Origin of the sequence: Lentzea sp. NPDC042327, assembly GCF_040647275.1 — a bacterium.
Lineage (GTDB): Bacteria > Actinomycetota > Actinomycetes > Mycobacteriales > Pseudonocardiaceae > Lentzea.
Map to the genome: position 1 here is coordinate 1 of NZ_JBEZBX010000010.1, position 21,682 is coordinate 21,682.

Genomic DNA, 21,682 nt, shown 5'->3' on the forward strand with positions numbered 1-21,682 from the left:
TGACCAGGCCGACCCGGCCAGCCCGGTGGTGATCCACCCACCGGCACAGGGAAACGCGGGGCCCCCGCGTGACTTCCGGTATGCGGAAGTTGGGGTTGGGTGACCGTTTCACGAGGTCACGCTCAGTGCTGTTATCCGAACGCAACCGCCATTAACCCAACTGGTGAGTAACCTCCCGCGAACGAACTCGTTGCCCAGGTGTGACGCCGGTCCCGTCGGCGTCGTCGGGCTGTGCGGAGGTGCGGATGGGCGTCGAGGTGGTCGTCGAGGGTCTGACCAAGTCCTTCGGCAAGCAGACCATCTGGCAGGACGTCACGCTCACGTTGCCGCCGGGTGAGGTCAGCGTGATGCTCGGGCCGTCGGGCACCGGCAAGAGCGTGTTCCTGAAGTCGCTGGTGGGACTGCTCAAGCCGGAGCAGGGCAAGATCGTCATCAACGGCACGGACCTCGTGCGGTGCTCCGAGCACAAGCTCTACGAGATCCGGAAGATGTTCGGCGTGCTGTTCCAGGACGGTGCGCTGTTCGGGTCGATGAACCTGTACGACAACATCGCCTTCCCGCTGCGGGAGCACACCCGCAAGAGCGAGGCCGAGGTCCGCAGGATCGTCCTCGAGAAGATGGAGATGGTCGGTCTCGTCGGTGCGGAGAAGAAGCTCCCCGGTGAGATCTCCGGCGGCATGCGCAAGCGGGCCGGTCTGGCCCGCGCGCTGGTGCTCGACCCCGAGATCATCCTGTGCGACGAGCCGGACTCCGGGCTCGACCCGGTGCGCACGGCGTACCTGAGCCAGCTGCTGATCGACCTCAACGCGCAGATCGACGCGACGATCCTCATCGTCACGCACAACATCAACATCGCGCGGACCGTGCCGGACAACCTCGGCATGCTGTTCCGGCGGGAGCTCGTCATGTTCGGGCCGCGGGAGGTCCTGCTCACGAGCGACGAGCCGGTGGTCGAGCAGTTCCTCAACGGGCGGCGGCTCGGGCCGATCGGCATGTCCGAGGAGAAGGACCAGGCGACCATGGCCGCCGAGCAGGCGCACGCGGACGCCGGGCACTCGGACGGGTCGCCGGACGAGGACATGCGCGGGGTCGTGCCGCAGCTGGAACCGACGCCGGGGTTGCCGCACCGGGACGCGGTGCGCCGGCGCAAGGACCGGGTCATGTCGATCATCCACCGGCTGCCGCACGAGGCGCAGCAGGGCATCATCGCCAGCCTCACCACCGAGGAGCAGGTGCGGTACGGGGTGCACGTCGGGACGCCGGTCGCGGCTCCCACGCCGAGCCCGTGGCCGCGGACTGGTGGTGTGCTGTGAGCACCCAGACCTTTCCCGGCGCGGGCGCGCTGCGGGAGACCGGGAAGCTGTGCCAGCTCGGCATCGACGTGGTGCGCACGTCGTTCCGGCGGCCGTTCCAGCTGCGGGAGTTCATCCAGCAGAGCTGGTTCATCGTCAGCGTCACGGTGCTGCCGACGGCACTGGTCAGCATCCCGTTCGGCGCGGTCATCGCGTTGCAGCTGGGCAGCCTGACCAGGCAGATCGGCGCGCAGTCGTTCACCGGTGCCGCCAGCGTGCTCGCGATCATCCAGCAGGCCAGCCCGATCGTGACGGCGCTGCTCATCGCCGGTGCCGGCGGCAGTGCGATCTGCGCGGACCTCGGGTCCCGCACGATCCGCGAGGAGATCGACGCCATGGAAGTGCTCGGGGTGTCGCCGATCCACCGGCTGGTCGTGCCCAGGGTGCTGGCGGCGATGCTGGTGTCCGTGCTGCTCAACGGCATGGTCAGCGTCGTCGGCGTGCTCGGCGGCTACTTCTTCAACGTGATCATGCAGGACGGCACGCCCGGTGCCTACCTCGCGAGCTTCAGCGCGCTGGCGCAGCTGCCGGACCTGTGGATCAGCGAGCTCAAGGCGCTGATCTTCGGGTTCATCGCGGGCATCGTGGCCGCCTACCGGGGGCTCAACCCCGCGGGTGGCCCGAAGGGCGTGGGCGACGCGGTCAACCAGGCCGTGGTCATCACGTTCCTGCTGCTGTTCTTCGTCAACTTCGTCCTCACCACGATCTACCTGCAGGTCGTGCCCGCGAAGGGGAGCTGATGGCGAACAAGGTGCTGTCCACCCTGGACGGGTTCGGCGACCAGCTGTCGTTCTACCTCAAGGCGCTGGCGTGGACGCCCCGCGCGCTGAAGCGGTACTCGAAGGAGACGCTGCGGCTGCTGGCCGAGGTGAGCTTCGGGTCCGGTGCGCTCGCGGTCATCGGCGGCACGATCGGCGTGATGGTCGGGTTGTCCGTGTTCACCGGCACCGTCGTCGGTCTGCAGGGGTTCACGGCCCTCAACCAGATCGGCACGAGCGCGTTCGCCGGGTTCGTGTCCGCCTACTTCAACACGCGTGAGATCGCGCCGCTCGTCGCCGGGCTGGCGTTGAGCGCGACGGTCGGAAGTGGGTTCACCGCGCAGCTCGGCGCCATGCGGATCTCCGAGGAGATCGACGCGCTGGAGGTCATGGGCATCCCGAGCCTGCCGTTCCTGGTCACCACGCGGATCATCGCCGGGTTCGTCGCGATCATCCCGCTGTACGTGATCGGCCTGCTCACCAGCTACCTGGCGGCCAGGACGATCACCGTGGAGTTCTACGGGCAGTCGGCGGGCACGTACGACCACTACTTCAACCTGTTCCTGCCACCGGTCGACGTGCTCTGGTCGTTCGGCAAGGTGCTGGTCTTCGCGGTCGTGATCATCATGACCCACTGCTACTACGGCTACCGCGCCTCCGGCGGGCCGGCGGGGGTCGGTGTGGCCGTCGGACGGGCGGTGCGCACCGCCATCGTCACGACCGCGCTGCTCGACTTCTTCCTGAGCCTCGCGATCTGGGGCGCCACGACGACGGTGAGGATCGCCGGATGAAGAAGCGCGTGCTGGGCATCGCGTTCCTCCTCGCGATCGCCATGTTCCTGTCGCTCACGGTGGCGCTCTACAAGGACGCCTTCAGCGACTACGTGAAGGTGACGCTCAAGACCGACCACATCGGCAACCAGCTGCTGACCGCGAGCGACGTCAAGGTGCGCGGGCTGATCGTCGGCTCGGTCAAGGCCATCCGCACCACCGGCGACGGCGCCGAGCTGGAGCTCGCGCTGCTGCCGGACAAGGTCGAGCAGATCCCCGGCAACGTCTCCGCGCGCCTGCTGCCCAAGACGTTGTTCGGCGAGCGGTACGTGAACCTCGTGCTGCCGCAGCGCAAGGGCGCCGCCATCAGGGAGGGCGCGGTCATCGAGCAGGACCGCACCAGCAGCGCCATCGAGGTCGAGCGCGTGCTGAACAACCTGATGCCGGTGCTGCAGGCGATCCAGCCGGAGAAGCTCGCCACGACGCTCACGGCGTTGTCGCAGGCGCTCGACGGCCGCGGCAAGCCGCTCGGCGAGACGCTGGTGTCGCTCGACGCCTACCTCGGTGAGCTCAACCCGCAGCTGCCGGCGCTCAAGGAGAACATCTCCAGGCTCGCCGACGTCGCGAACGTCTACTCCGACGCCGCTCCCGACCTGCTCCAGGCGCTCAACGACATGACCACGACGACCAAGACCGTGGTCGACCAGCGGGACAACCTGCTCGCGCTGTACGGCTCGCTCACCACGACCTCGCAGGACCTCACGGGCTTCCTCGCGGTCAACAAGAACAACATCATCCAGCTCGCGGACACCAGCCGCCCGACGCTGGAGCTGCTGGCCAAGTACGCGCCCGAGTACCCGTGCCTGCTCAAGGGCCTCAGCGAGTTCAAGCCGGTCATCGAGAAGGCGTTCGGTGTGGGCACCAACGAGCCCGGCCTGCACATCACGCTGGAGATCACGAACACCCGCGGCAAGTACAAGCCCGGCATCGACGACCCCGAGTACCGGGACAAGCGCGGGCCACGCTGCTACGACCTGGTCCCGCGGCCGGACCCGTTCCCGCAGTACCCGCCGGAGGGTCCGGTGAAGGACGGCTCCAGCTCGCCGCCGCCCGCCCGCGTCGCCAACGACGGGATCCTGCCGCCCGCGACCGCCGGGAACGCGACCTCGCCGTCGTCGGCCACCGCGGTGAACCTCGCGAACTCGCCGGAGGAGGCCCGGATGATCGCGGCGCTGTTCGGCCCGCGGATGGGCGTGGACCCGCAGGACGTGCCGGGCTGGTCGAGCCTGCTGCTCGGACCGCTGGTGCGCGGAACGGAGGTGACGGTCGAGTGAAGGGTGTGCTCGCCCCGCTGCTGAAGCTGATCACGTTCGCCGTGGTCACGATCCTCGCCACGACCCTGCTGGCGATCACCATCGCGAACGTCAACCTGGCCGGCGCCACCGGGTACAAGGCGCGGTTCACCGACGTCACCGCCCTGAACGAGGGCGACGACATCCGCATCGCCGGCGTCCGCGTCGGGCAGGTCGACGAGATCAGGGTCGTCGACCGCAAGACCGCCGAGGTCGAGTTCTCGATCGACGGCGACCGCCGGCTGCCCGACGCGGTGACCGCGACCATCAAGTACCGCAACCTGGTGGGCCAGCGGTACATCGCGCTGGAGGCCGGCACCGGCGACACCAGCGCGGTGCTGCCCGAGGGCGGCACGATCCCGCTGGAGCGCACCAGGTCAGCGCTCGACCTCACGGTGTTGTTCAACGGCTTCAAGCCGCTCTTCCAGGCCCTGTCGCCGGACGACGTGAACAAGCTGTCGTTCGAGATCGTCCAGGTGCTGCAGGGAGAGGGCGGCACGATCGACAGCCTGCTGCGGCACACGGCGTCGCTGACCAGCACGCTCGCCGGCAAGGACAAGGTCATCGGCCAGGTCGTCGACAACCTCAACGTCGCGCTGGACACCGTGAACTCGCGCGGCGACGACCTGAACAACCTCGTCGTCACGTTGCAGCAGCTCGTCTCCGGGCTCGCGCAGGACCGCCAGCCGATCGGCGAGGCCATCACCGCGCTCGGCGACCTCACCAACGCGACCGCCGGCCTGCTGGAACAGGGCCGTGAACCGTTGCGCAACGACATCGCTCAGCTCGGCATCGTCTCGAAGACGCTGGGGGACAACGAGGTGCTCGTCGAGGGCGTGCTCCAGCGGCTGCCGAACAAGCTGGAGACGATCACCAGGACCGCGACCTACGGCTCGTGGTTCAACTTCTACCTGTGCGAGGCCAGCGGCCAGATCGCCGTGCCGCCGGTCATCACCAACCCCGTCCCCATCACGGCGTTGCCGGTGACACAGCAGAGGTGCCGCCGATGAAACAGCGCAACCCCATCGCCACCGGCGCGATCAGCCTGACGTTGATCGCACTGCTGCTGCTCGCCGCGTTCTACTCCGACGACCTGCCGATCGTGGGCGGCGGCACGAGCTACGCGGCGGACTTCAGCGAGGCCGCGGGCCTGGTGCCGGGCAACGAGGTCCGCGTCGCCGGCGTGAAGGTCGGCAAGGTCACCAAGGTCGGGCTGAACGGCGACCGGGTGCGGGTGACGTTCAAGGTCAAGGACGCCTGGGTGGGCGACCGGTCGACCGCGATGATCCGCATCAAGACGTTGCTGGGCCAGAAGTTCCTGGCGCTCGACCCGCAGGGCTCGCAGCCGCTCTCGCCCGGTGACCCGATCCCGAAGGAACGCACGCTCGCGCCGTACGACGTGAACGAGGCGTTCAACGGGCTCGCGACGACGGTCGGCCAGATCGACACCAAGCAGCTCGCGGACAGCTTCACCGTGCTGTCCGAGACGTTCAAGAACTCGCCCGAGCACGTCCGCGGCGCGCTGGACGGCCTGTCCGCGCTGTCGAAGACGATCTCCTCGCGCGACGAGCAGCTCGCGAAGCTGCTCGACAACACCCGGCAGCTGACCGGGACGCTGGCCGACCGCAACGCCGAGTTCGAGAAGCTGATCGCCGACGGCAACCTGCTGCTGGGCGAGCTGCGCAAGCGGCGGGAGGCCATCAGCGCGGTGCTCGGCGGCACGCGCGACCTGGCCAGGCAGCTCTCCGGGCTGGTCGCGGACAACCAGGACCAGCTGCGGCCGGCGCTGCAGCAGCTCGACCGGGTCACCACGATCCTGCAGCGCAACCAGGACAACCTGGACCGCAGCCTGGCGCTGCTGGCCCCGTTCTACCGGGTGTTCGCGAACACCCTGGGCAACGGGCGCTGGTTCGACACCTACATCTGCGGTCTGCTGCCGCCCTCGGTGAACCTCGGCGTCGTCGGGTTCAACGAGGAAGGCTGCCTGCCTCCGGGGGTGGCGCGATGACGACTGTGGTGCACAGCAGGGCCGGCCGGTTCATCGCGATCGCGTGCGTGCTCGCGCTCGTGCTGACCGCCGCGCTCTGGTGGGTGTTCAACGGCATGAACGGGCGCAAGGTCACCGCGCACTTCGCGGCGGCCGTCGGCGTCTACCCCGGCGGTGACGTGCGGGTGCTGGGCGTGAAGGTCGGCACGATCGACGAGGTCACGCCGGAGGGCAAGACGGTGAAGGTGGTGTTCACCGTCGACCGCGACGTGCGGGTACCGGCGAACGCGCAGGCCGTCGTGGTCTCGCCGAGCGTGGTCAGCGACCGGTACGTGCAGCTCTCGCCCGCCTACACCGGCGGGCCGGCGATGGCCGACGACGCCGTGATCCCGCGCGAGCGCACCGCGACACCGGTCGAGCTCGACGAGCTGTACTCGTCGCTGGACAAGCTCACGACCGCGCTGGGCCCCAACGGCGCGAACGCCGACGGCGCGCTCGCGGACCTGCTGAACTCCGCGGCGAAGAACCTGGAGGGCAACGGCCAGGCGCTCAACGACACGCTGAAGAACCTCGGCCAGGCCACCCGCACGCTGTCGGGGTCGAAGGAGGACCTCTTCGCGACCGTCGACAACCTGCAGAAGTTCACGGCGATGCTGGCCGCGAACGACAGCCAGGTGCGGGACCTCAACAAGCAGCTGGCTGACGTGGCGAAGCTGCTCGCCGACGAACGCGGCGACCTCGGTGCCGCGCTGAGCGAGCTGGCGACCGCGCTGGGGCAGGTGCAGGGGTTCGTCAAGGACAACCGCGCCGGGCTGAAGTCCAACGTGGACAAGCTGGCGTCGATCACGCAGGTGCTCGTGAACCAGCGGGCGGCACTGGCCGAGACGCTGGACGTGGCACCGCTGGCGCTGGGCAACCTGCAGAACTCCTACAACGCGGCGTCCGGCACGCTCGACACCCGCGCGAACATCAACGAGCTCAACCAGCCGCCGATCGTGCTGATCTGCAAGCTGGTGCAGCAGGCGACGCCGAACAACGTGCCGCCGGTGCTCGCGAACACGTGCAAGCAGCTGGAGCCGCTGCTGAGCGGTGCGATCCCGTTGAAGTCGCCCGCAGAGGTGCTCGGCGACCTCAACGCGGGCAAGCTGCCGCTGCCCCTGCCGCTCGCGGGGGTGCCCCGGTGAAGAAGCTCGTCGTGGGTCTCGCGGCGGTGTTGCTGGTCTCCGGCTGCGGTTCCGGTGGCTTCGACGGCGTCTACAACATGCCGCTGCCCGGTGGCGCGGACGTGGGCGACCACCCGTACCGGGTGAAGGCGCACTTCAAGGACGTGCTCGACCTGGTGCCCCAGGCGGGCGTGAAGGTCAACGACGTGCCGGTCGGCCGGGTGGAGCGGATCGACCTCGCTCCCGGCGGCTGGACCGCCGAGGTCACGCTGCTCGTCAACGGCGACGTGCAGCTCCCGGCCAACGCGTACGCGAACCTGCGCCAGTCGGCGTTGCTCGGTGAGAAGTTCATCGAGCTGGGCAAGCCGAAGGACGCGAGCGGCAAACTCGCGGACAACGCGACCATCCCGATCGAGAAGACCAACCGCAACCCCGAGGTCGAAGAGGTCTTCGGCGCGTTGTCGTTACTGCTCAACGGTGGCGGTGTCGCGCAGCTGCAGAACATCACCAAGGAGCTCAACGCGACGTTCGAGGGCAACGAGCAGGAGATCAGGTCGCTGCTCGGCAACCTCGACACGTTCGTCGGGCAGCTGGACGAGCACAAGGCGGAGATCGTCCGCGCGCTCGACTCGATGAACCGGCTCGCCGCCACCCTCGCGCAGCAGCGGGACCGGATCACCGTGGCGCTGACCGACCTGGAACCCGGCCTGAAGGTGCTGGCCGAGCAGCGCACGCAGCTGGTGACGTTGTTGCAGTCGCTGACCAGGCTGTCCGACGTCGCCGTGGACACGGTCAACCGCAGCCGCGACGACATCGTGGCCGACCTCAAGGCGTTGCAGCCGACGCTGACGAAGCTCGCCGAGTCGGGGCAGAACCTGCCGAACGCGTTCGAGCTGCTGCTGACCTACCCGTTCCCGGACGCGGCGGTCGACGGCATCAAGGGCGACTACACCAACGCGTTCATCGACCTGGACCTCAACCTGGGCAACGTCCTCGACAACCTGGGCCGGTCGCGGCAGACCCCGCTCGAAGGCGTTCTGCCGCCGAGCCAGGGCACTCCGCTGCCGCTGCCGAACCTCCCGCTGCCCGGCATCGGCCAGGGCACCGGGTCGGGCCTCGGCGACATCCTCGGCGGTCTGCTGGGAGGGGGGCGCAAGTGATCACGCGGGGCACGAAGCTCAAGGTCGTGGCGTTCGTCCTGGTGGCGTTGCTGGGCATCTCCTACGTCAGCGCGAACTACGTCGGGCTCTTCCGCTCGTCGTCGACCGTCGTGACGATGCAGCTCGCCGACTCCGGCGGCATCTTCTCCAACGCCGAGGTCACCTACCGCGGTGTCACGATCGGCCGGGTCGGGCAGCTGCGGCTGACCGCCGACGGCGTCGAGGCCGACCTGGAGCTCGACGCCGACGCACCGCGGGTGCCGGCGTCGGCCGAGGCCGTCGTCGCCAACCGGTCGGCGGTCGGCGAGCAGTACGTGGACCTGCGGCCGAAGACCGACGGCGGCCCGTTCCTGGAGGCCGGGTCGGTGATCCCGCGGTCGGCGACGAAGACACCGCCGCCGGTGGACGGGCTGCTGACGAACCTCGACGCGTTCGCCACCTCGGTGCCGACGGACTCGCTGAAGATCGTGGTCGACGAGCTGCACACGGCCTTCAACGGCACGGGCGGCGACCTCCAGGTGCTGATCGACAACACCGCGGCGTTCACGGCAGCGGCGCGCGAGCACCTGCCGCAGACCACGCGGCTGCTGCAGGACGGGCGGATCGTGCTGGCCACGCAGGCCGCGTCCGGCGGCGCCATCCGGTCGTTCAGCGGTGACCTGCGGTTGCTCGCCGAGCAGCTGAAGGCCTCCGACGGCGACCTGCGGCGGCTCATCGTCGCGGTGCCGCCGGCGTCCGAGCAGGTGTCGGCGCTGCTCAGGGAGAGCGGGCCGAACCTGGGCGTGGTGTTCGCGAACCTGCTGACCACCTCGAACATCCTGGTGACGCGGCGCGACGGCCTGGAGCAGATCGCCGTCACCTACCCGATCGCCGTGGGCGGTGGCTTCACCGTGGCGCCGGGCGACGGGTCGGCGCACTTCGGGCTGGCGCTGAACGTGTTCGACCCGATGCCGTGCACGGTCGGGTACGAGGGCACGCGCATCCGCACCGGTGCCGACACCGCGCCCGTGCCGCTGAACACGCAGGCCTACTGCGCGCTCGCGCCCGGAAGTGCCACCTCGGTGCGCGGGTCGCAGAATGCTCCGTACGGCGGGACACCGGTGGGCACCGCGGTGACCCAGCCCGGCCAGGAGCCCACCACCGGGTCGCAGACCACCGTGCCCGAGGTGCCGTTGCTGACGTCGCTGGGCCAGCTGCTGGGCCTGCCAGAGGGGAAGAAGTAGTGCGGACCTTCACCACCGTCGCCGCCGTCCTCGCGGTCCTGACCTTCGGCTTCGCCGCGTACGCGGGCGTGACCTGGTACGCGGCGGCCCATTCCTCCGAGTCGTCGTTCGCCTCCGCGCGCGACGAGGCCCGGCGCGCGGGTGAGGTCGGCATCACGAACTTCCTGACGCTCGACTACCGCAAGGTCGACGAGGACCTGCAGCGCTGGCTGAGCTCGTCGACCGGCGAGCTGCGCGCGGAGATCGACAAGGACAAGGACGCGCGCAAGAAGCAGCTGGTCGACGCGAAGTCCGTGACGACGTCAAAGGTCCTCGACGCCGCCGTGTCCGAGCTGGACGACCGCGCGGGCACCGCCGAGATGATCGCCGTGGTCGAGAGCACCGTGACGCCCGACGGCGGCCAGCAGGTCACCAAGATCAACCGGTACCTGACCAAGCTCACCCGCACGGACGACGGCTGGAAGCTGAGCCAGCTGGGCCCGCTGCGGGCGGGCGTCTGACCCGGTCCCGGTCCCGGCTTCGGCCAGAGTTGATTGGACGAGAGCACGTGCCCCCACCCCGCCGCCGCCCCATCCCCACGCCGCCCGCCGGTGGCCGCCCGCGCGTGGCCGGTCTGAACCGCCGTGCCGCCGCGCCCGAGGCCGGTGAGGCGACCGAGGTGGTGACGCCGGAGACCGCCGCTGCGAAGCGGGCCGAGGCGACTGAGGCCGTCGAGCGGGCCGAGGCGGCCGGTGCGGGTGAGGTCGTCGAGGCTCCGGATGCCGGGCAGTCCGCCGAGACCGTCGAGCCGGAGGAGTCCGGGCTCAAGGCGCCCGAGGCGGTGGACTGGACGCCGTCGGCCGCTCCGAAGCCCGCGAAGTCAGAGCCTGCGGAGGCCGAGCCGGAGGGGCTCCCGGTCGAGGTCGCCGGTACGAGGTCAGCGTCCGGGGGCTGGGTGCTGCCGGTCGCGCTGGTCGTGGTCGCGCTGCTGTTCGCGGGCCTCGGCACGTTCTTCCTGGTCAAGTCCAGGTCGGGTGGCTACGACTCGGCGCTGGTCGACTCCGCCACCACGTCCTCGGTGAACGGCCAGGTCCGCGAGGCCGTGGAGAAGTCGTTCTCGTACAACTTCGCCGACGTCACCGCCACCGAGAAAGCCGCGAAGGAGCTCCTGACCGGCAAGGCGCTCTGCCAGTACAACGCGGTCTTCGGCCCGGTCCGCGAGATCGCCCCGCAGCAGAAGCTCGTGGTCAGCGTCCGCGTCGTCTCCTCCGCCGTGTCGTCCCTGCGCGACGGCCGCGCCACCGTCTTGGTCTTCGCCGACCAGGTCACCACCCGCACCACCGACAACCAGACCGGCGGCGGCACCGCCATGCTCCAGGTCGGCGCCGTGGAGGACGGCGGCCGCTGGAAGGTCGACAACCTGAGGATGTTCGGCGCGACCGCCGACCAGGACCGCCAACTCCAGTCCTGCTGACCGGCACGCGGGCCCCCCGCGTGCCCTCCTGGGGGTACGCGGGGACCCCGCGTGCGGTCCTGGAGTACGAAAGCTCCCCGCGTGCACTTGCCGAGGGGGTGCGGACGTTCGGTTCGGGCTGCCTCGCTGCCCTTCGCCGGGAGCCACATACCCGGTGGATGGTCGGTGCCAAACGCTTCGGCGGGGTCGAGTAAGATCAACAACCTCGTCCAAGGCCCGCAAAGGGCTTGGAAGCACCCCAAAGGGCCCCTTCGCCAGACCCGACACGCGTGATCTCGGTCACACGGTTTCTTGTGGCGCTCTGTAAGAGCGCTTGAGGCCGTCAACTTCCCACCAAACCGGGCGTACACGTGTTTGTGCAGGTCAACTGGATGACGGTCGGTGAACGGCGCTCCATCCAGAGAGTGGATAAGCGCTCGACATCTTGACTGCGCGCTCATGCAGGGTCACTCTGTCGGTGAGCAAGAGGAGGGTCCTTCCAGGTGCCTCTCGACAGTCGCCGTGCGTGTGGCTAGACTGCCCCTTTGCGCTGCCCATTTTCCGCTTGCCCTTCGCCGAGAGCGTGGATTAGTCGAGCAGCGCCGCACCCTAGACAGCCGTGCTAGTTCGCTCTAGCCAGCTATTTGTCCCTGGAAGGACGCATCTTGGCGATCTCTCGCGCGACCAAGGCCACTGCTGCGACCAACTCCACGTCGGGGATCCCTGGAGCGCCGAAGCGAGTTTCCTTCGCGAAGATTCACGAGCCGCTTCAGACGCCCAACCTGCTCGACCTGCAGATCCAGTCCTTCGAATGGCTCACCGGTGACGAGGCGTGGTTCCAGCGCCGCGTCGACGCCGGCGACGAGACCCCGACGGGCGGCCTCGAAGAGGTCCTCAACGAGATCTCGCCGATCGAGGACTTCTCCGGCTCCATGTCACTGTCCTTCTCCGACCCGCGCTTCGACGAGGTCAAGGCCTCGACCGAGGAGTGCAAGGACAAGGACATGACGTACGCGGCACCGCTGTTCGTCACGGCGGAGTTCACCAACCACACCACTGGCGAGATCAAGAGCCAGACGGTGTTCATGGGTGACTTCCCGATGATGACGAACAAGGGCACGTTCATCATCAACGGCACCGAGCGCGTGGTTGTCTCGCAGCTCGTTCGCTCGCCTGGTGTCTACTACGACACCGCGGTCGACAAGACGACGGACAAGGACGTCTTCAGCGTCAAGATCATCCCGTCCCGGGGTGCCTGGCTGGAGTTCGACGTCGACAAGCGCGACACCGTGGGTGTCCGCATCGACCGCAAGCGTCGCCAGCCGGTGACGGTGCTGTTGAAGGCCCTGGGCTGGAGCACGGAGCAGATCCGCGAGCGGTTCGCGTTCAGCGAGACGTTGCTGACCACGCTCGAGAAGGACCACACCGCGGGTACCGACGAGGCGTTGCTCGACATCTACCGCAAGCTGCGTCCGGGCGAGCCGCCCACGAAGGAGTCCGCGCAGGCCCTGCTGGAGAACCTGTTCTTCAAGGACAAGCGCTACGACCTGGCGAAGGTTGGTCGCTACAAGATCAACAAGAAGCTGGGCCTGGACACCGAGATCAACACCGGTGTGCTGACCGAGGACGACATCGTCACGACGATCGAGTACCTCGTCCGCCTGCACGCCGGTGAGACGATGATGGACGCCGCCGCCGGTGGCGACGTGCCGGTCGAGGTCGACGACATCGACCACTTCGGCAACCGCCGCCTGCGCACGGTCGGCGAGCTGATCCAGAACCAGATCCGCGTCGGTCTGTCCCGCATGGAGCGCGTCGTCCGCGAGCGCATGACCACGCAGGACGTTGAGGCCATCACGCCGCAGACCCTGATCAACATCCGTCCCGTCGTGGCGGCGATCAAGGAGTTCTTCGGCACCTCGCAGCTGTCGCAGTTCATGGACCAGACCAACCCGCTCGCGGGTCTGACCCACAAGCGCCGCCTGTCGGCGCTGGGTCCCGGTGGTCTGTCCCGTGAGCGGGCCGGCATGGAGGTCCGCGACGTCCACCCGTCGCACTACGGCCGCATGTGCCCGATCGAGACGCCGGAAGGCCCGAACATCGGCCTGATCGGTTCGCTCTCGTCCTACGCGCGGGTCAACCCGTTCGGCTTCATCGAGACGCCGTACCGCAAGGTCGTCGACGGCCGGGTCACCGACCAGATCGACTACCTGACCGCGGACGAGGAGGACCGCTTCGTCAAGGCGCAGGCGAACTCGCCGACCGACGACGAGGGCAACTTCACCGACGACCGCGTCCTGGTCCGCAAGAAGGGCGGCGAGGTCGAGTTCATCGACCCGACCGACGTCGACTACATGGACGTCTCGCCGCGCCAGATGGTGTCGGCCGCGACCGCCATGATCCCGTTCCTCGAGCACGACGACGCCAACCGCGCCCTGATGGGTGCGAACATGCAGCGCCAGGCCGTGCCGCTGCTCCGCTCCGAGTCGCCGCTCGTCGGCACCGGCATGGAGCTGCGCGCCGCGGTCGACGCCGGTGACGTCGTCGTCGCGAAGAAGACCGGTGTGGTCGAGGAGGTCTCCGCCGACTACATCACCGTCATGGCTGACGACGGTGCGCGCAACACCTACGCGCTGCACAAGTTCCGCCGGTCGAACCAGGGCACCTGCATCAACCAGAAGCCCATCGTCAACGAGGGCGACCGGGTCGAGCAGGGCCAGGTCCTGGCCGACGGTCCGTGCACCGAGAACGCCGAGATGGCGCTCGGCAAGAACCTGCTCGTGGCGATCATGCCGTGGGAAGGCCACAACTACGAGGACGCGATCATCCTGTCGCAGCGCCTCGTGCAGGACGACGTTCTCACCTCGATCCACATCGAGGAGCACGAGATCGACGCCCGCGACACGAAGCTCGGCGCCGAGGAGATCACCCGGGACATCCCGAACGTCTCCGAGGAGGTCCTCGCCGACCTCGACGAGCGCGGCATCATCCGCATCGGTGCCGAGGTCCAGCCGGGCGACATCCTCGTCGGCAAGGTCACGCCCAAGGGCGAGACCGAGCTGACGCCGGAGGAGCGCCTGCTCCGCGCGATCTTCGGTGAGAAGGCGCGCGAGGTCCGCGACACCTCCCTCAAGGTGCCGCACGGCGAGTACGGCAAGGTCATCGGCATCCGCGTGTTCTCGCGCGAGGACGACGACGAGCTGCCTCCGGGCGTGAACGAGCTCGTGCGCGTCTACGTGGCCCAGAAGCGCAAGATCCAGGACGGTGACAAGCTCGCCGGCCGCCACGGCAACAAGGGCGTCATCGGCAAGATCCTCCCCGTCGAGGACATGCCGTTCCTCGAGGACGGCACGCCGGTCGACATCATCCTGAACACGCACGGTGTTCCGCGTCGTATGAACATCGGCCAGGTGCTGGAGACCCACCTCGGGTGGATCGCCAAGCAGGGCTGGAGCATCAACGGCGACCCGGACTGGGCGAAGAACCTCTCCGAGGACCTGCTGGAGGTCGAGCCCGGTACCAAGACCGCGACCCCCGTGTTCGACGGCGCGAAGGAAGAGGAGATCACGGGCCTGCTCGGCTCGACGATCCCGAACCGCGACGGCGAGCGCATGGTCAAGGAGAACGGGAAGGCGCAGCTCTTCGACGGCCGCTCCGGCGAGCCGTACCCGTTCCCCGTGTCGGTCGGCTACATGTACATCCTGAAGCTGCTGCACCTGGTGGACGACAAGATCCACGCGCGTTCGACCGGCCCGTACTCGATGATCACGCAGCAGCCGCTGGGTGGTAAGGCGCAGTTCGGTGGTCAGCGCTTCGGTGAGATGGAGTGCTGGGCGATGCAGGCGTACGGCGCCGCGTACACCCTGCAGGAGCTGCTCACCATCAAGTCCGACGACGTGCTCGGCCGCGTGAAGGTCTACGAGGCCATCGTCAAGGGCGAGAACATCCCGGAACCCGGTATCCCGGAGTCCTTCAAGGTGCTGCTCAAGGAGCTGCAGTCGCTCTGCCTCAACGTCGAGGTCCTGTCTTCGGACGGTGCCGCGATCGAGATGCGCGACGGCGACGACGAGGACCTGGAGCGCGCGGCCGCGAACCTCGGCATCAACCTGTCGAGGTCCGAGTCGCCCTCCGTGGACGACGTCGTCAACTAGTCACCTCGCCGGCTGGTGATGGGGCTGCCTCCGAGCCAAGAAATCGGACGCAGTCCCTCACCGGCCCTCCGACCAGCTCCTTTGCCACCGATCTAAAAAGGGGAAGAGAGTAGACGTGCTCGACGTCAACTTCTTCGATGAGCTCCGCATCGGTCTCGCGACCGCGGACGACATCCGCCAGTGGTCCTACGGCGAGGTCAAGAAGCCCGAAACCATCAACTACCGCACGCTCAAGCCCGAGAAGGACGGCTTGTTCTGCGAGAAGATCTTCGGTCCCACCCGGGACTGGGAGTGCTACTGCGGCAAGTACAAGCGCGTGCGCTTCAAGGGCATCATCTGCGAGCGCTGCGGCGTCGAGGTGACCCGCGCGAAGGTGCGTCGTGAGCGCATGGGCCACATCGAGCTCGCCGCTCCGGTCACGCACATCTGGTACTTCAAGGGCGTCCCCAGCCGGTTGGGCTACCTGCTCGACCTGGCCCCCAAGGACCTCGAGAAGATCATCTACTTCGCCGCCTACGTCATCGTGGGCGTGAACGCGGAGCTGCGCCACAACGACCTGCCGACGCTCGAGAGCGAGATGCAGGTCGAGCGCAAGCGCGTCGAGAACCGCCGCGACGCCGACGTGGAGGCCCGCGCCCAGAAGCTCGAGGCCGACCTGGCCGAGCTCGAGGCCGAGGGCGCCAAGTCCGACGTGCGCCGCAAGGTCAAGGAGGGTGGCGAACGTGAGATGCGTCAGCTCCGCGACCGCGCCCAGCGCGAGCTGGACCGCCTCGACGAGATCTGGTCCACCTTCACCAAGCTCGAGCGCGCCCAGCTGATCGCGGACGAGCTGCTCTACCGCGAGCTGTACGACCGCTACGGCGACTACTTCACCGGTGCCATGGGCGCCGAGGCCATCCAGAAGCTCCTGGGTGACTACGACGTGGACGCCGAGGCCGAGGTCCTGCGCGAGACGATCCGCAGCGGCAAGGGCCAGAAGAAGCTGCGTGCGCTCAAGCGCCTCAAGGTCGTCGCCGCGTTCCAGGCGACCCGCAACAACCCGCAGGGCATGGTCCTGGACTGCGTCCCGGTCATCCCGCCGGACCTGCGCCCGATGGTGCAGCTCGACGGTGGCCGCTTCGCGACCTCGGACCTGAACGACCTGTACCGCCGCGTGATCAACCGCAACAACCGCCTCAAGCGACTGATCGACCTCGGCGCGCCCGAGATCATCGTCAACAACGAGAAGCGGATGCTGCAGGAGGCCGTCGACGCGCTGTTCGACAACGGCCGCCGCGGCCGCCCGGTCACCGGGCCCGGCAACCGCCCGCTCAAGTCGCTGTCCGACCTGCTGAAGGGCAAGCAGGGCCGGTTCCGCCAGAACCTGCTCGGCAAGCGCGTCGACTACTCCGGCCGTTCGGTCATCGTGGTCGGCCCGCAGCTCAAGCTGCACCAGTGCGGTCTGCCCAAGCAGATGGCGCTGGAGCTGTTCAAGCCGTTCGTGATGAAGCGGCTCGTGGACCTCAACCACGCGCAGAACATCAAGTCCGCCAAGCGGATGGTCGAGCGTGCGCGCCCGGCCGTGTGGGACGTGCTGGAAGAGGTCATCACCGAGCACCCGGTGCTGCTCAACCGCGCACCCACGCTGCACCGCCTCGGCATCCAGGCCTTCGAGCCGCAGCTGGTCGAGGGCAAGGCCATCCAGCTGCACCCGCTGGTCTGTGAGGCGTTCAACGCCGACTTCGACGGTGACCAGATGGCGGTCCACCTGCCGCTGAGCGCCGAGGCGCAGGCCGAGGCCCGCGTCCTGATGCTGTCGTCGAACAACATCCTGTCCCCGGCGTCCGGCAAGCCGCTGGCCATGCCGCGTCTGGACATGGTGACGGGTCTGTACCACCTGACCCGGCACAAGCCCGGCGACATCGGCGAGGGCCACTTCTACTCGTCGCCCGCCGAGGCCCTGATGGCGTTCGACCGCAAGGTCCTGGGCCTGCAGTCGATGGTGAAGATCCGCGTCTCCGACAAGAACCCGCCCAAGGGCCAGGAGCCCGAGGGCTGGGAGCCCGGTCAGCCGTGGCTCGCGGAGACCACGCTGGGTCGCGTGCTGTTCAACGAGATCCTGCCGCAGGACTACGCCTTCATCAACGAGGTCATGCCCAAGAAGCGGCAGGCCATCATCATCAACGACCTGGCCGAGCGGTACCCGATGGTCACCGTCGCCCGGACGCTGGACAAGCTGAAGGACGCCGGTTTCCACTGGGCCACCCGTTCCGGTGTGACCGTCGCGATCTCGGACGTCCTCGTCCCCGCCGCGAAGCAGGACATCCTCGAGGAGCACGAGCGCCTCGCGGACGCGGTGGAGAAGCGCTACCAGCGCGGTCAGCTCTCCCACGAGGAGCGCAACTCCGAGCTGGTCAAGGTGTGGACCAAGGCCACCGAGCAGGTCCACGAGATCATGGAAGACAACTTCCCCGAGGACAACTCGATCCGCGTCATCGTGCAGTCCGGCGCCGCCGGCAACATGACGCAGGTCCGTTCGCTCGCGGGTATGCGTGGTCTCGTCACCAACCCGAAGGGTGAGTACATCCCGCGCCCGATCAAGAACTCGTTCCGCGAGGGCTTGTCGGTGCTGGAGTACTTCATCGCGACGCACGGTGCCCGCAAGGGTCTGGCCGACACCGCGCTGCGCACCGCCGACTCGGGTTACCTGACCCGTCGTCTGGTGGACGTCTCGCAGGACGTCATCATCCGCGAGGTCGACTGCGGCACCACCCGTGGTGTCCAGATGACCGTCGGCGAGCAGCTGGGCGACAAGGTCGGCCTGCACGAGTTCGCGCAGACCTCGGTCTACGCCCGCACCGTCGCGGACGACATCCTCGACGCGCAGGGCAACCTGGTCCTGAACCGCGGTGACGACCTCGGCGACCCGGCGCTCCAGTCGCTGGTCGACGCGGGCATCATCCGCGTGAAGGTGCGCTCGGTCCTGACCTGCGAGTCCGCGGTCGGTGTGTGCGCGTCCTGCTACGGCCGCTCGATGGCGACCGGTCAGCTGGTCGACGTCGGCGAGGCCGTCGGCATCGTCGCCGCCCAGTCGATCGGTGAGCCGGGCACGCAGCTGACGATGCGCACGTTCCACCAGGGTGGTGTGGCCGGTGACGACATCACGACCGGTCTGCCCCGTGTCCAGGAGCTCTTCGAGGCCCGCGTCCCGAAGGGCAAGGCGCCGATCGCCGACGTCGACGGCCGCGTCCGCATCGAGGACGGCGACCGCTTCTGGAAGATCACGCTGATCCCGGACGACGGTTCCGAGGAGATCGTGTTCGAGAAGCTGTCGAAGCGTCAGCGCCTCGCGAACACGGCGACCGGCCCGCTGCAGGACGGCGACCACGTGGCCGTCGGTCAGCAGCTGCTGGAAGGTACCCCGGACCCGCACGAGGTCCTGCGCGTCATGGGCCCGCGCGAGGCCCAGCTGCACCTGGTGCAGGAAGTGCAGAAGGTGTACCGCGCCCAGGGTGTGGCCATCCACGACAAGCACATCGAGGTCATCGTCCGGCAGATGCTCCGCCGGGTCACGATCATCGACTCGGGTGCGACGGAGTTCCTCCCGGGCTCGCTGGTCGAGCGCGCGGACTTCGAGTCGGGCAACCGCGCCGTCGTCGCCGAGGGTGGCGAGCCGGCGGCCGGACGTCCGGTGCTGATGGGCATCACGAAGGCCTCGCTGGCAACGGACTCGTGGCTGTCCGCCGCGTCGTTCCAGGAGACCACGCGTGTGCTGACCGACGCCGCCATCAACGGGCGTTCGGACAAGCTCATCGGTCTGAAGGAGAACGTCATCATCGGTAAGTTGATCCCGGCCGGTACGGGCATCAACCGCTACCGCAACATCCAGGTCCAGCCGACCGAGGAGGCGCGCGCTGCCGCGTACGCCATCCCCTCGTACGACGACGGGTACTACACCCCGGACGTCTTCGGCACGGGCACTGGTGCCGCGGTGCCGCTGGACGACTACGACTTCGGTCGCGACTACCGCTGAACGCGCTAGTGGAGAACGGCCCCCGGAGCTTCTGCTCCGGGGGCCGTTCCGTTTGTGCCGTCAGCGGTGGGCGAGGCCGTCCAGCCGCAGCGCGGTGGAGTCGTCCCGGTGGCTGCCGGTGCTGCCGACGTGCTTGGCGCTGATCTCCGCGCCGTTCTTGAGCACGTGGTAGAGCGCCATCCCGTGCCCGCGGCCCAGGTCGTAGTCCGTCTTCAGCCATTCCAGGAAGACGCCCGCCTTCGTGCTGCCGTCGTAGCCCTGCTCGGCGGCGGCCGCCAGCAGCTCGGCCGGGGTCTTGCCGGTCTTCTTCTCCGCGCCGTCGAGGTAGGCCTGGAAGGACATCGCCGTCTCCGTTCGTCGTGATGCCGCAAGCCTAGGACAACTCAAGCTGTCTTGACAACTTTTATTGTCGGTGAGTCACAGCCCCGGCCCGGAGACCTCGACACCGTGGTCGGTGAAGCGGAGCCGGTAGATCGCCGGCATCGGCATGGCCTGCGAGAACGAGTGGTCCACGGTGCCGGCGCCGAAGCCGACGAGCGCGCGGGACACGAACGTGCCGTGGCTGCCGATGACCACGGGGCCGTCCCGGTGCTCGCGGGCGAGCGAGGTCAGGACCGCCGTGGCGCGGGCCGTGAGCTGGTGCAGGCTCTCCGCGCCGGGGCGGGCGAAGTGCGGGTTGGCCCAGCTCTCGGCGTAGTGGCGCGCGTAGTCCGGCGTGGGGTCGATGCCGGAGTCCCACTCCCGCAGGTCGTGGCCGGTGCGCACGGGCAGGCCCAGCGCGCGGGCGAACGGTTCGACGGTCTGCACCGCCCGCAGGTACGGGCTGGAGGCGATGAGGCTGGGCTCGATCCCGGCGAGGTGCGCGACGAGGTGTTCGGCCTGCGCCAGGCCCTCCGTGGTCAGCGGCCTGCGGTACTCGTCAGGGCCGCCGCGGCGGGGAGGCGTCGACCGGGCATGCCGGACCAGGACAACTTCGGCGCGCATCAGCCGAGTGTGGCAGCGATCAGCGGCGACGGGCACGGGCCAGCGCGCGGGCCCGCAGGACGAGGTCGTCGACCAGCTGCTCGTCCACCAGCGGCGGCACGCCGGACTCGTCGGTGCAGCACCGCGGTTTCGTGCGCTTCTCCGACAACCGCGGGCGGACGCCGGCCATCTCGTACAGCACCTCGTAGAGGTCGAGGCCGGGATCGTCGTCGTGCGGGCCGACCAGCAGCACCCACACGACGTCGGGGGAGGGGAAGGCGACGACGACCCGGTCGGCACCGCGCAGGTGCTTCACGCACAGGCGGGGCAGCGGTTCGGGGCCGGTGACGCGGTAGCCGAGGGCGGCGCAGCCGGAGTGGGCGAGCTCGTCGAGGAAGCGCTCGTAGGCGACGCGGGCGCGGCCGCGGAGGCCGGCTGCCTGGGCGTGGGCGGTGTGGGTTTCTACGACCTGGAGCAAAGGGGATCTCAGACCGGGCGGACCACGCGTCCCCTGCCGCTGCGCATCTCGTCGAGGGAGGCGGCGAGGTCGCTGCGTTCGAGCAGTGACTGGTCGCTGAGGCGGCGGTGGACTTCGTCGAGGAGGCCGCGGGTCTTGCCGGCGCGGCGGAGGTCGGACACGAGGTGCAGCACCTCGTGCAGGCGCACGGTGTCGAGCAGCATGCGCGGTTCCTGGCTGTGGATGGCCAGTACGCCCTCGCGGGCCCAGGCCTTCACGGTCTTCTCGGTGAGGTCGAGCAGCTCACCGGCCACCACCGGGCGCACCGGCGGGGCCTGGCGCAGGGTCTTCGCCACCACGCCGTCCAGCCGGTGGCGGCGTTCGTCGTCCTCCGCCAGGGAAGACGCGACGGACTCGAGCTCTTCGATGGTGTCGAACAGGTCGCGGATCTGGGCGGCCTCGGTTGCGACGGACATCGCTCCTCCTCCCGTTGACTACCGATTATCGCCCTGATTCTCGGTAGTCGTCAACGGCCCCGGAGTCGGGGGTCCGGGGCCGTCGCGCGGGCGTCAGGAGGAGAAGAACAGGCCGGAGAGGCCGTGGTGCTTGCGGTGGCCGTAGCCATAACCGTGGTGGCCGCCGTGGTGGTGGTGGACCTGCTGCGGCGCGGCGCCCCAACCGGGCTGGACCGGCTGCGGGTAGGCGACGGGCGGCGGGGCCGGAGCGGCCGGCGGCGGCGTGTGCATCTGGGCCTCGAGGCGGGTGATGGACTCGAGCTCGCCGTAGTCGAGGAAGACGCCGCGGCAGCCGTCGCACTGCTCGATGTGAACGCCCATGCGGTCGAACGTGCGCATGTTCGCATGACACTTGGGACACTGCATCGTGGTGAGCCTCCTGCGGTG

Annotated in this window: 18 protein-coding genes; 13 read left to right on the top strand and 5 right to left on the bottom strand. The window is 68.7% G+C overall.

Features of this window, described 5'->3' with window-relative positions:
* Positions 1 to 245 precede the first annotated feature (245 nt).
* From AB0A63_RS25035 to AB0A63_RS25095, 13 genes are all read left to right on the top strand, one after another.
* A complete protein-coding gene (locus AB0A63_RS25035; protein WP_360395680.1) occupies positions 246 to 1,313 on the top strand; it encodes an ABC transporter ATP-binding protein in 1,068 nt (355 codons plus the stop codon).
* The gene (locus tag AB0A63_RS25040) at positions 1,310 to 2,092 is read left to right on the top strand and encodes an ABC transporter permease (protein ID WP_360395681.1); all 783 of its coding nucleotides are present in this window, start codon (positions 1,310 to 1,312) and stop codon (positions 2,090 to 2,092) included. The genes AB0A63_RS25035 and AB0A63_RS25040 overlap by 4 nt, the downstream gene beginning before the upstream one ends.
* A complete protein-coding gene (locus AB0A63_RS25045) occupies positions 2,092 to 2,901 on the top strand; it encodes an ABC transporter permease (RefSeq protein WP_360395683.1) in 810 nt (269 codons plus the stop codon). The genes AB0A63_RS25040 and AB0A63_RS25045 overlap by 1 nt, the downstream gene beginning before the upstream one ends.
* Positions 2,898 to 4,214: an MCE family protein gene (locus tag AB0A63_RS25050; RefSeq protein WP_360395685.1), complete on the top strand. Its 1,317-nt coding sequence runs from the start codon at positions 2,898 to 2,900 to the stop codon at positions 4,212 to 4,214. The genes AB0A63_RS25045 and AB0A63_RS25050 overlap by 4 nt, the downstream gene beginning before the upstream one ends.
* Positions 4,211 to 5,242 carry an MCE family protein gene (locus AB0A63_RS25055; protein ID WP_360395687.1) on the top strand — a complete coding sequence of 344 codons (1,032 nt, stop codon included), beginning with the start codon at positions 4,211 to 4,213 and terminating at the stop codon, positions 5,240 to 5,242. Before AB0A63_RS25050 ends, AB0A63_RS25055 begins: the two co-directional genes overlap by 4 nt.
* Positions 5,230 to 6,240, top strand: a complete 1,011-nt coding sequence (locus tag AB0A63_RS25060; protein WP_360395689.1) for an MCE family protein — start codon at positions 5,230 to 5,232, stop codon at positions 6,238 to 6,240. Before AB0A63_RS25055 ends, AB0A63_RS25060 begins: the two co-directional genes overlap by 13 nt.
* Positions 6,237 to 7,403: an MCE family protein gene (locus tag AB0A63_RS25065; RefSeq protein WP_360395691.1), complete on the top strand. Its 1,167-nt coding sequence runs from the start codon at positions 6,237 to 6,239 to the stop codon at positions 7,401 to 7,403. Before AB0A63_RS25060 ends, AB0A63_RS25065 begins: the two co-directional genes overlap by 4 nt.
* The gene (locus tag AB0A63_RS25070) at positions 7,400 to 8,542 is read left to right on the top strand and encodes an MCE family protein (protein ID WP_360395693.1); all 1,143 of its coding nucleotides are present in this window, start codon (positions 7,400 to 7,402) and stop codon (positions 8,540 to 8,542) included. The genes AB0A63_RS25065 and AB0A63_RS25070 overlap by 4 nt, the downstream gene beginning before the upstream one ends.
* Positions 8,539 to 9,765, top strand: coding sequence for an MCE family protein (locus AB0A63_RS25075; protein ID WP_360395695.1), 1,227 nt, complete (start codon positions 8,539 to 8,541; stop codon positions 9,763 to 9,765). Before AB0A63_RS25070 ends, AB0A63_RS25075 begins: the two co-directional genes overlap by 4 nt.
* On the top strand, positions 9,765 to 10,265 hold the full coding sequence (locus tag AB0A63_RS25080; protein WP_360395697.1) for a hypothetical protein: 501 nt from the start codon (positions 9,765 to 9,767) through the stop codon (positions 10,263 to 10,265). Before AB0A63_RS25075 ends, AB0A63_RS25080 begins: the two co-directional genes overlap by 1 nt.
* Before the next feature lie 47 nt (positions 10,266 to 10,312).
* Positions 10,313 to 11,218: a hypothetical protein gene (locus AB0A63_RS25085; protein WP_360395699.1), complete on the top strand. Its 906-nt coding sequence runs from the start codon at positions 10,313 to 10,315 to the stop codon at positions 11,216 to 11,218.
* A gap of 644 nt (positions 11,219 to 11,862) precedes the next feature.
* Complete coding sequence (locus AB0A63_RS25090; RefSeq protein ID WP_360395701.1) at positions 11,863 to 15,348, top strand: DNA-directed RNA polymerase subunit beta; 3,486 nt, start codon at positions 11,863 to 11,865, stop codon at positions 15,346 to 15,348.
* A gap of 115 nt (positions 15,349 to 15,463) precedes the next feature.
* Positions 15,464 to 19,360: a DNA-directed RNA polymerase subunit beta' gene (locus AB0A63_RS25095; protein ID WP_360395703.1), complete on the top strand. Its 3,897-nt coding sequence runs from the start codon at positions 15,464 to 15,466 to the stop codon at positions 19,358 to 19,360.
* A gap of 60 nt (positions 19,361 to 19,420) precedes the next feature.
* On the opposite strand, the gene AB0A63_RS25100 is transcribed toward AB0A63_RS25095, so the two are convergent.
* From AB0A63_RS25100 to AB0A63_RS25120, 5 genes are all read right to left on the bottom strand, one after another.
* The gene (locus tag AB0A63_RS25100; protein WP_360395705.1) at positions 19,421 to 19,702 is read right to left on the bottom strand and encodes a DUF4287 domain-containing protein; all 282 of its coding nucleotides are present in this window, start codon (positions 19,700 to 19,702) and stop codon (positions 19,421 to 19,423) included.
* Positions 19,703 to 19,777: 75 nt separating this feature from the next.
* Positions 19,778 to 20,344 (bottom strand): histidine phosphatase family protein, encoded by a 567-nt coding sequence (locus tag AB0A63_RS25105; protein ID WP_360395707.1) that lies wholly within the window; start codon positions 20,342 to 20,344, stop codon positions 19,778 to 19,780.
* Between the two features lie 19 nt (positions 20,345 to 20,363).
* Positions 20,364 to 20,801, bottom strand: coding sequence for a hypothetical protein (locus AB0A63_RS25110; RefSeq protein ID WP_360395709.1), 438 nt, complete (start codon positions 20,799 to 20,801; stop codon positions 20,364 to 20,366).
* 8 nt (positions 20,802 to 20,809) lie between these two features.
* Positions 20,810 to 21,256, bottom strand: coding sequence for a hypothetical protein (locus AB0A63_RS25115; RefSeq protein WP_360395711.1), 447 nt, complete (start codon positions 21,254 to 21,256; stop codon positions 20,810 to 20,812).
* A gap of 93 nt (positions 21,257 to 21,349) precedes the next feature.
* Positions 21,350 to 21,661, bottom strand: coding sequence for a zf-TFIIB domain-containing protein (locus AB0A63_RS25120; protein WP_360395713.1), 312 nt, complete (start codon positions 21,659 to 21,661; stop codon positions 21,350 to 21,352).
* Between the last annotated feature and the right edge of the window lie 21 nt (positions 21,662 to 21,682).

Bases quoted from the DNA above. Each gene is read 5' to 3' on its own strand.
- AB0A63_RS25050 (WP_360395685.1), top strand. From the start codon at position 2,898: ATGAAGAAGCGCGTGCTGGGCATCGCGTTCCTCCTCGCGATCGCCATG.
- AB0A63_RS25100 (WP_360395705.1), bottom strand. From the start codon at position 19,702: ATGTCCTTCCAGGCCTACCTCGACGGCGCGGAGAAGAAGACCGGCAAG.
- AB0A63_RS25065 (WP_360395691.1), top strand. From the start codon at position 6,237: ATGACGACTGTGGTGCACAGCAGGGCCGGCCGGTTCATCGCGATCGCG.
- AB0A63_RS25120 (WP_360395713.1), bottom strand. From the start codon at position 21,661: ATGCAGTGTCCCAAGTGTCATGCGAACATGCGCACGTTCGACCGCATG.
- AB0A63_RS25035 (WP_360395680.1), top strand. From the start codon at position 246: ATGGGCGTCGAGGTGGTCGTCGAGGGTCTGACCAAGTCCTTCGGCAAG.
- AB0A63_RS25115 (WP_360395711.1), bottom strand. From the start codon at position 21,256: ATGTCCGTCGCAACCGAGGCCGCCCAGATCCGCGACCTGTTCGACACC.
- AB0A63_RS25045 (WP_360395683.1), top strand. From the start codon at position 2,092: ATGGCGAACAAGGTGCTGTCCACCCTGGACGGGTTCGGCGACCAGCTG.
- AB0A63_RS25105 (WP_360395707.1), bottom strand. From the start codon at position 20,344: ATGCGCGCCGAAGTTGTCCTGGTCCGGCATGCCCGGTCGACGCCTCCC.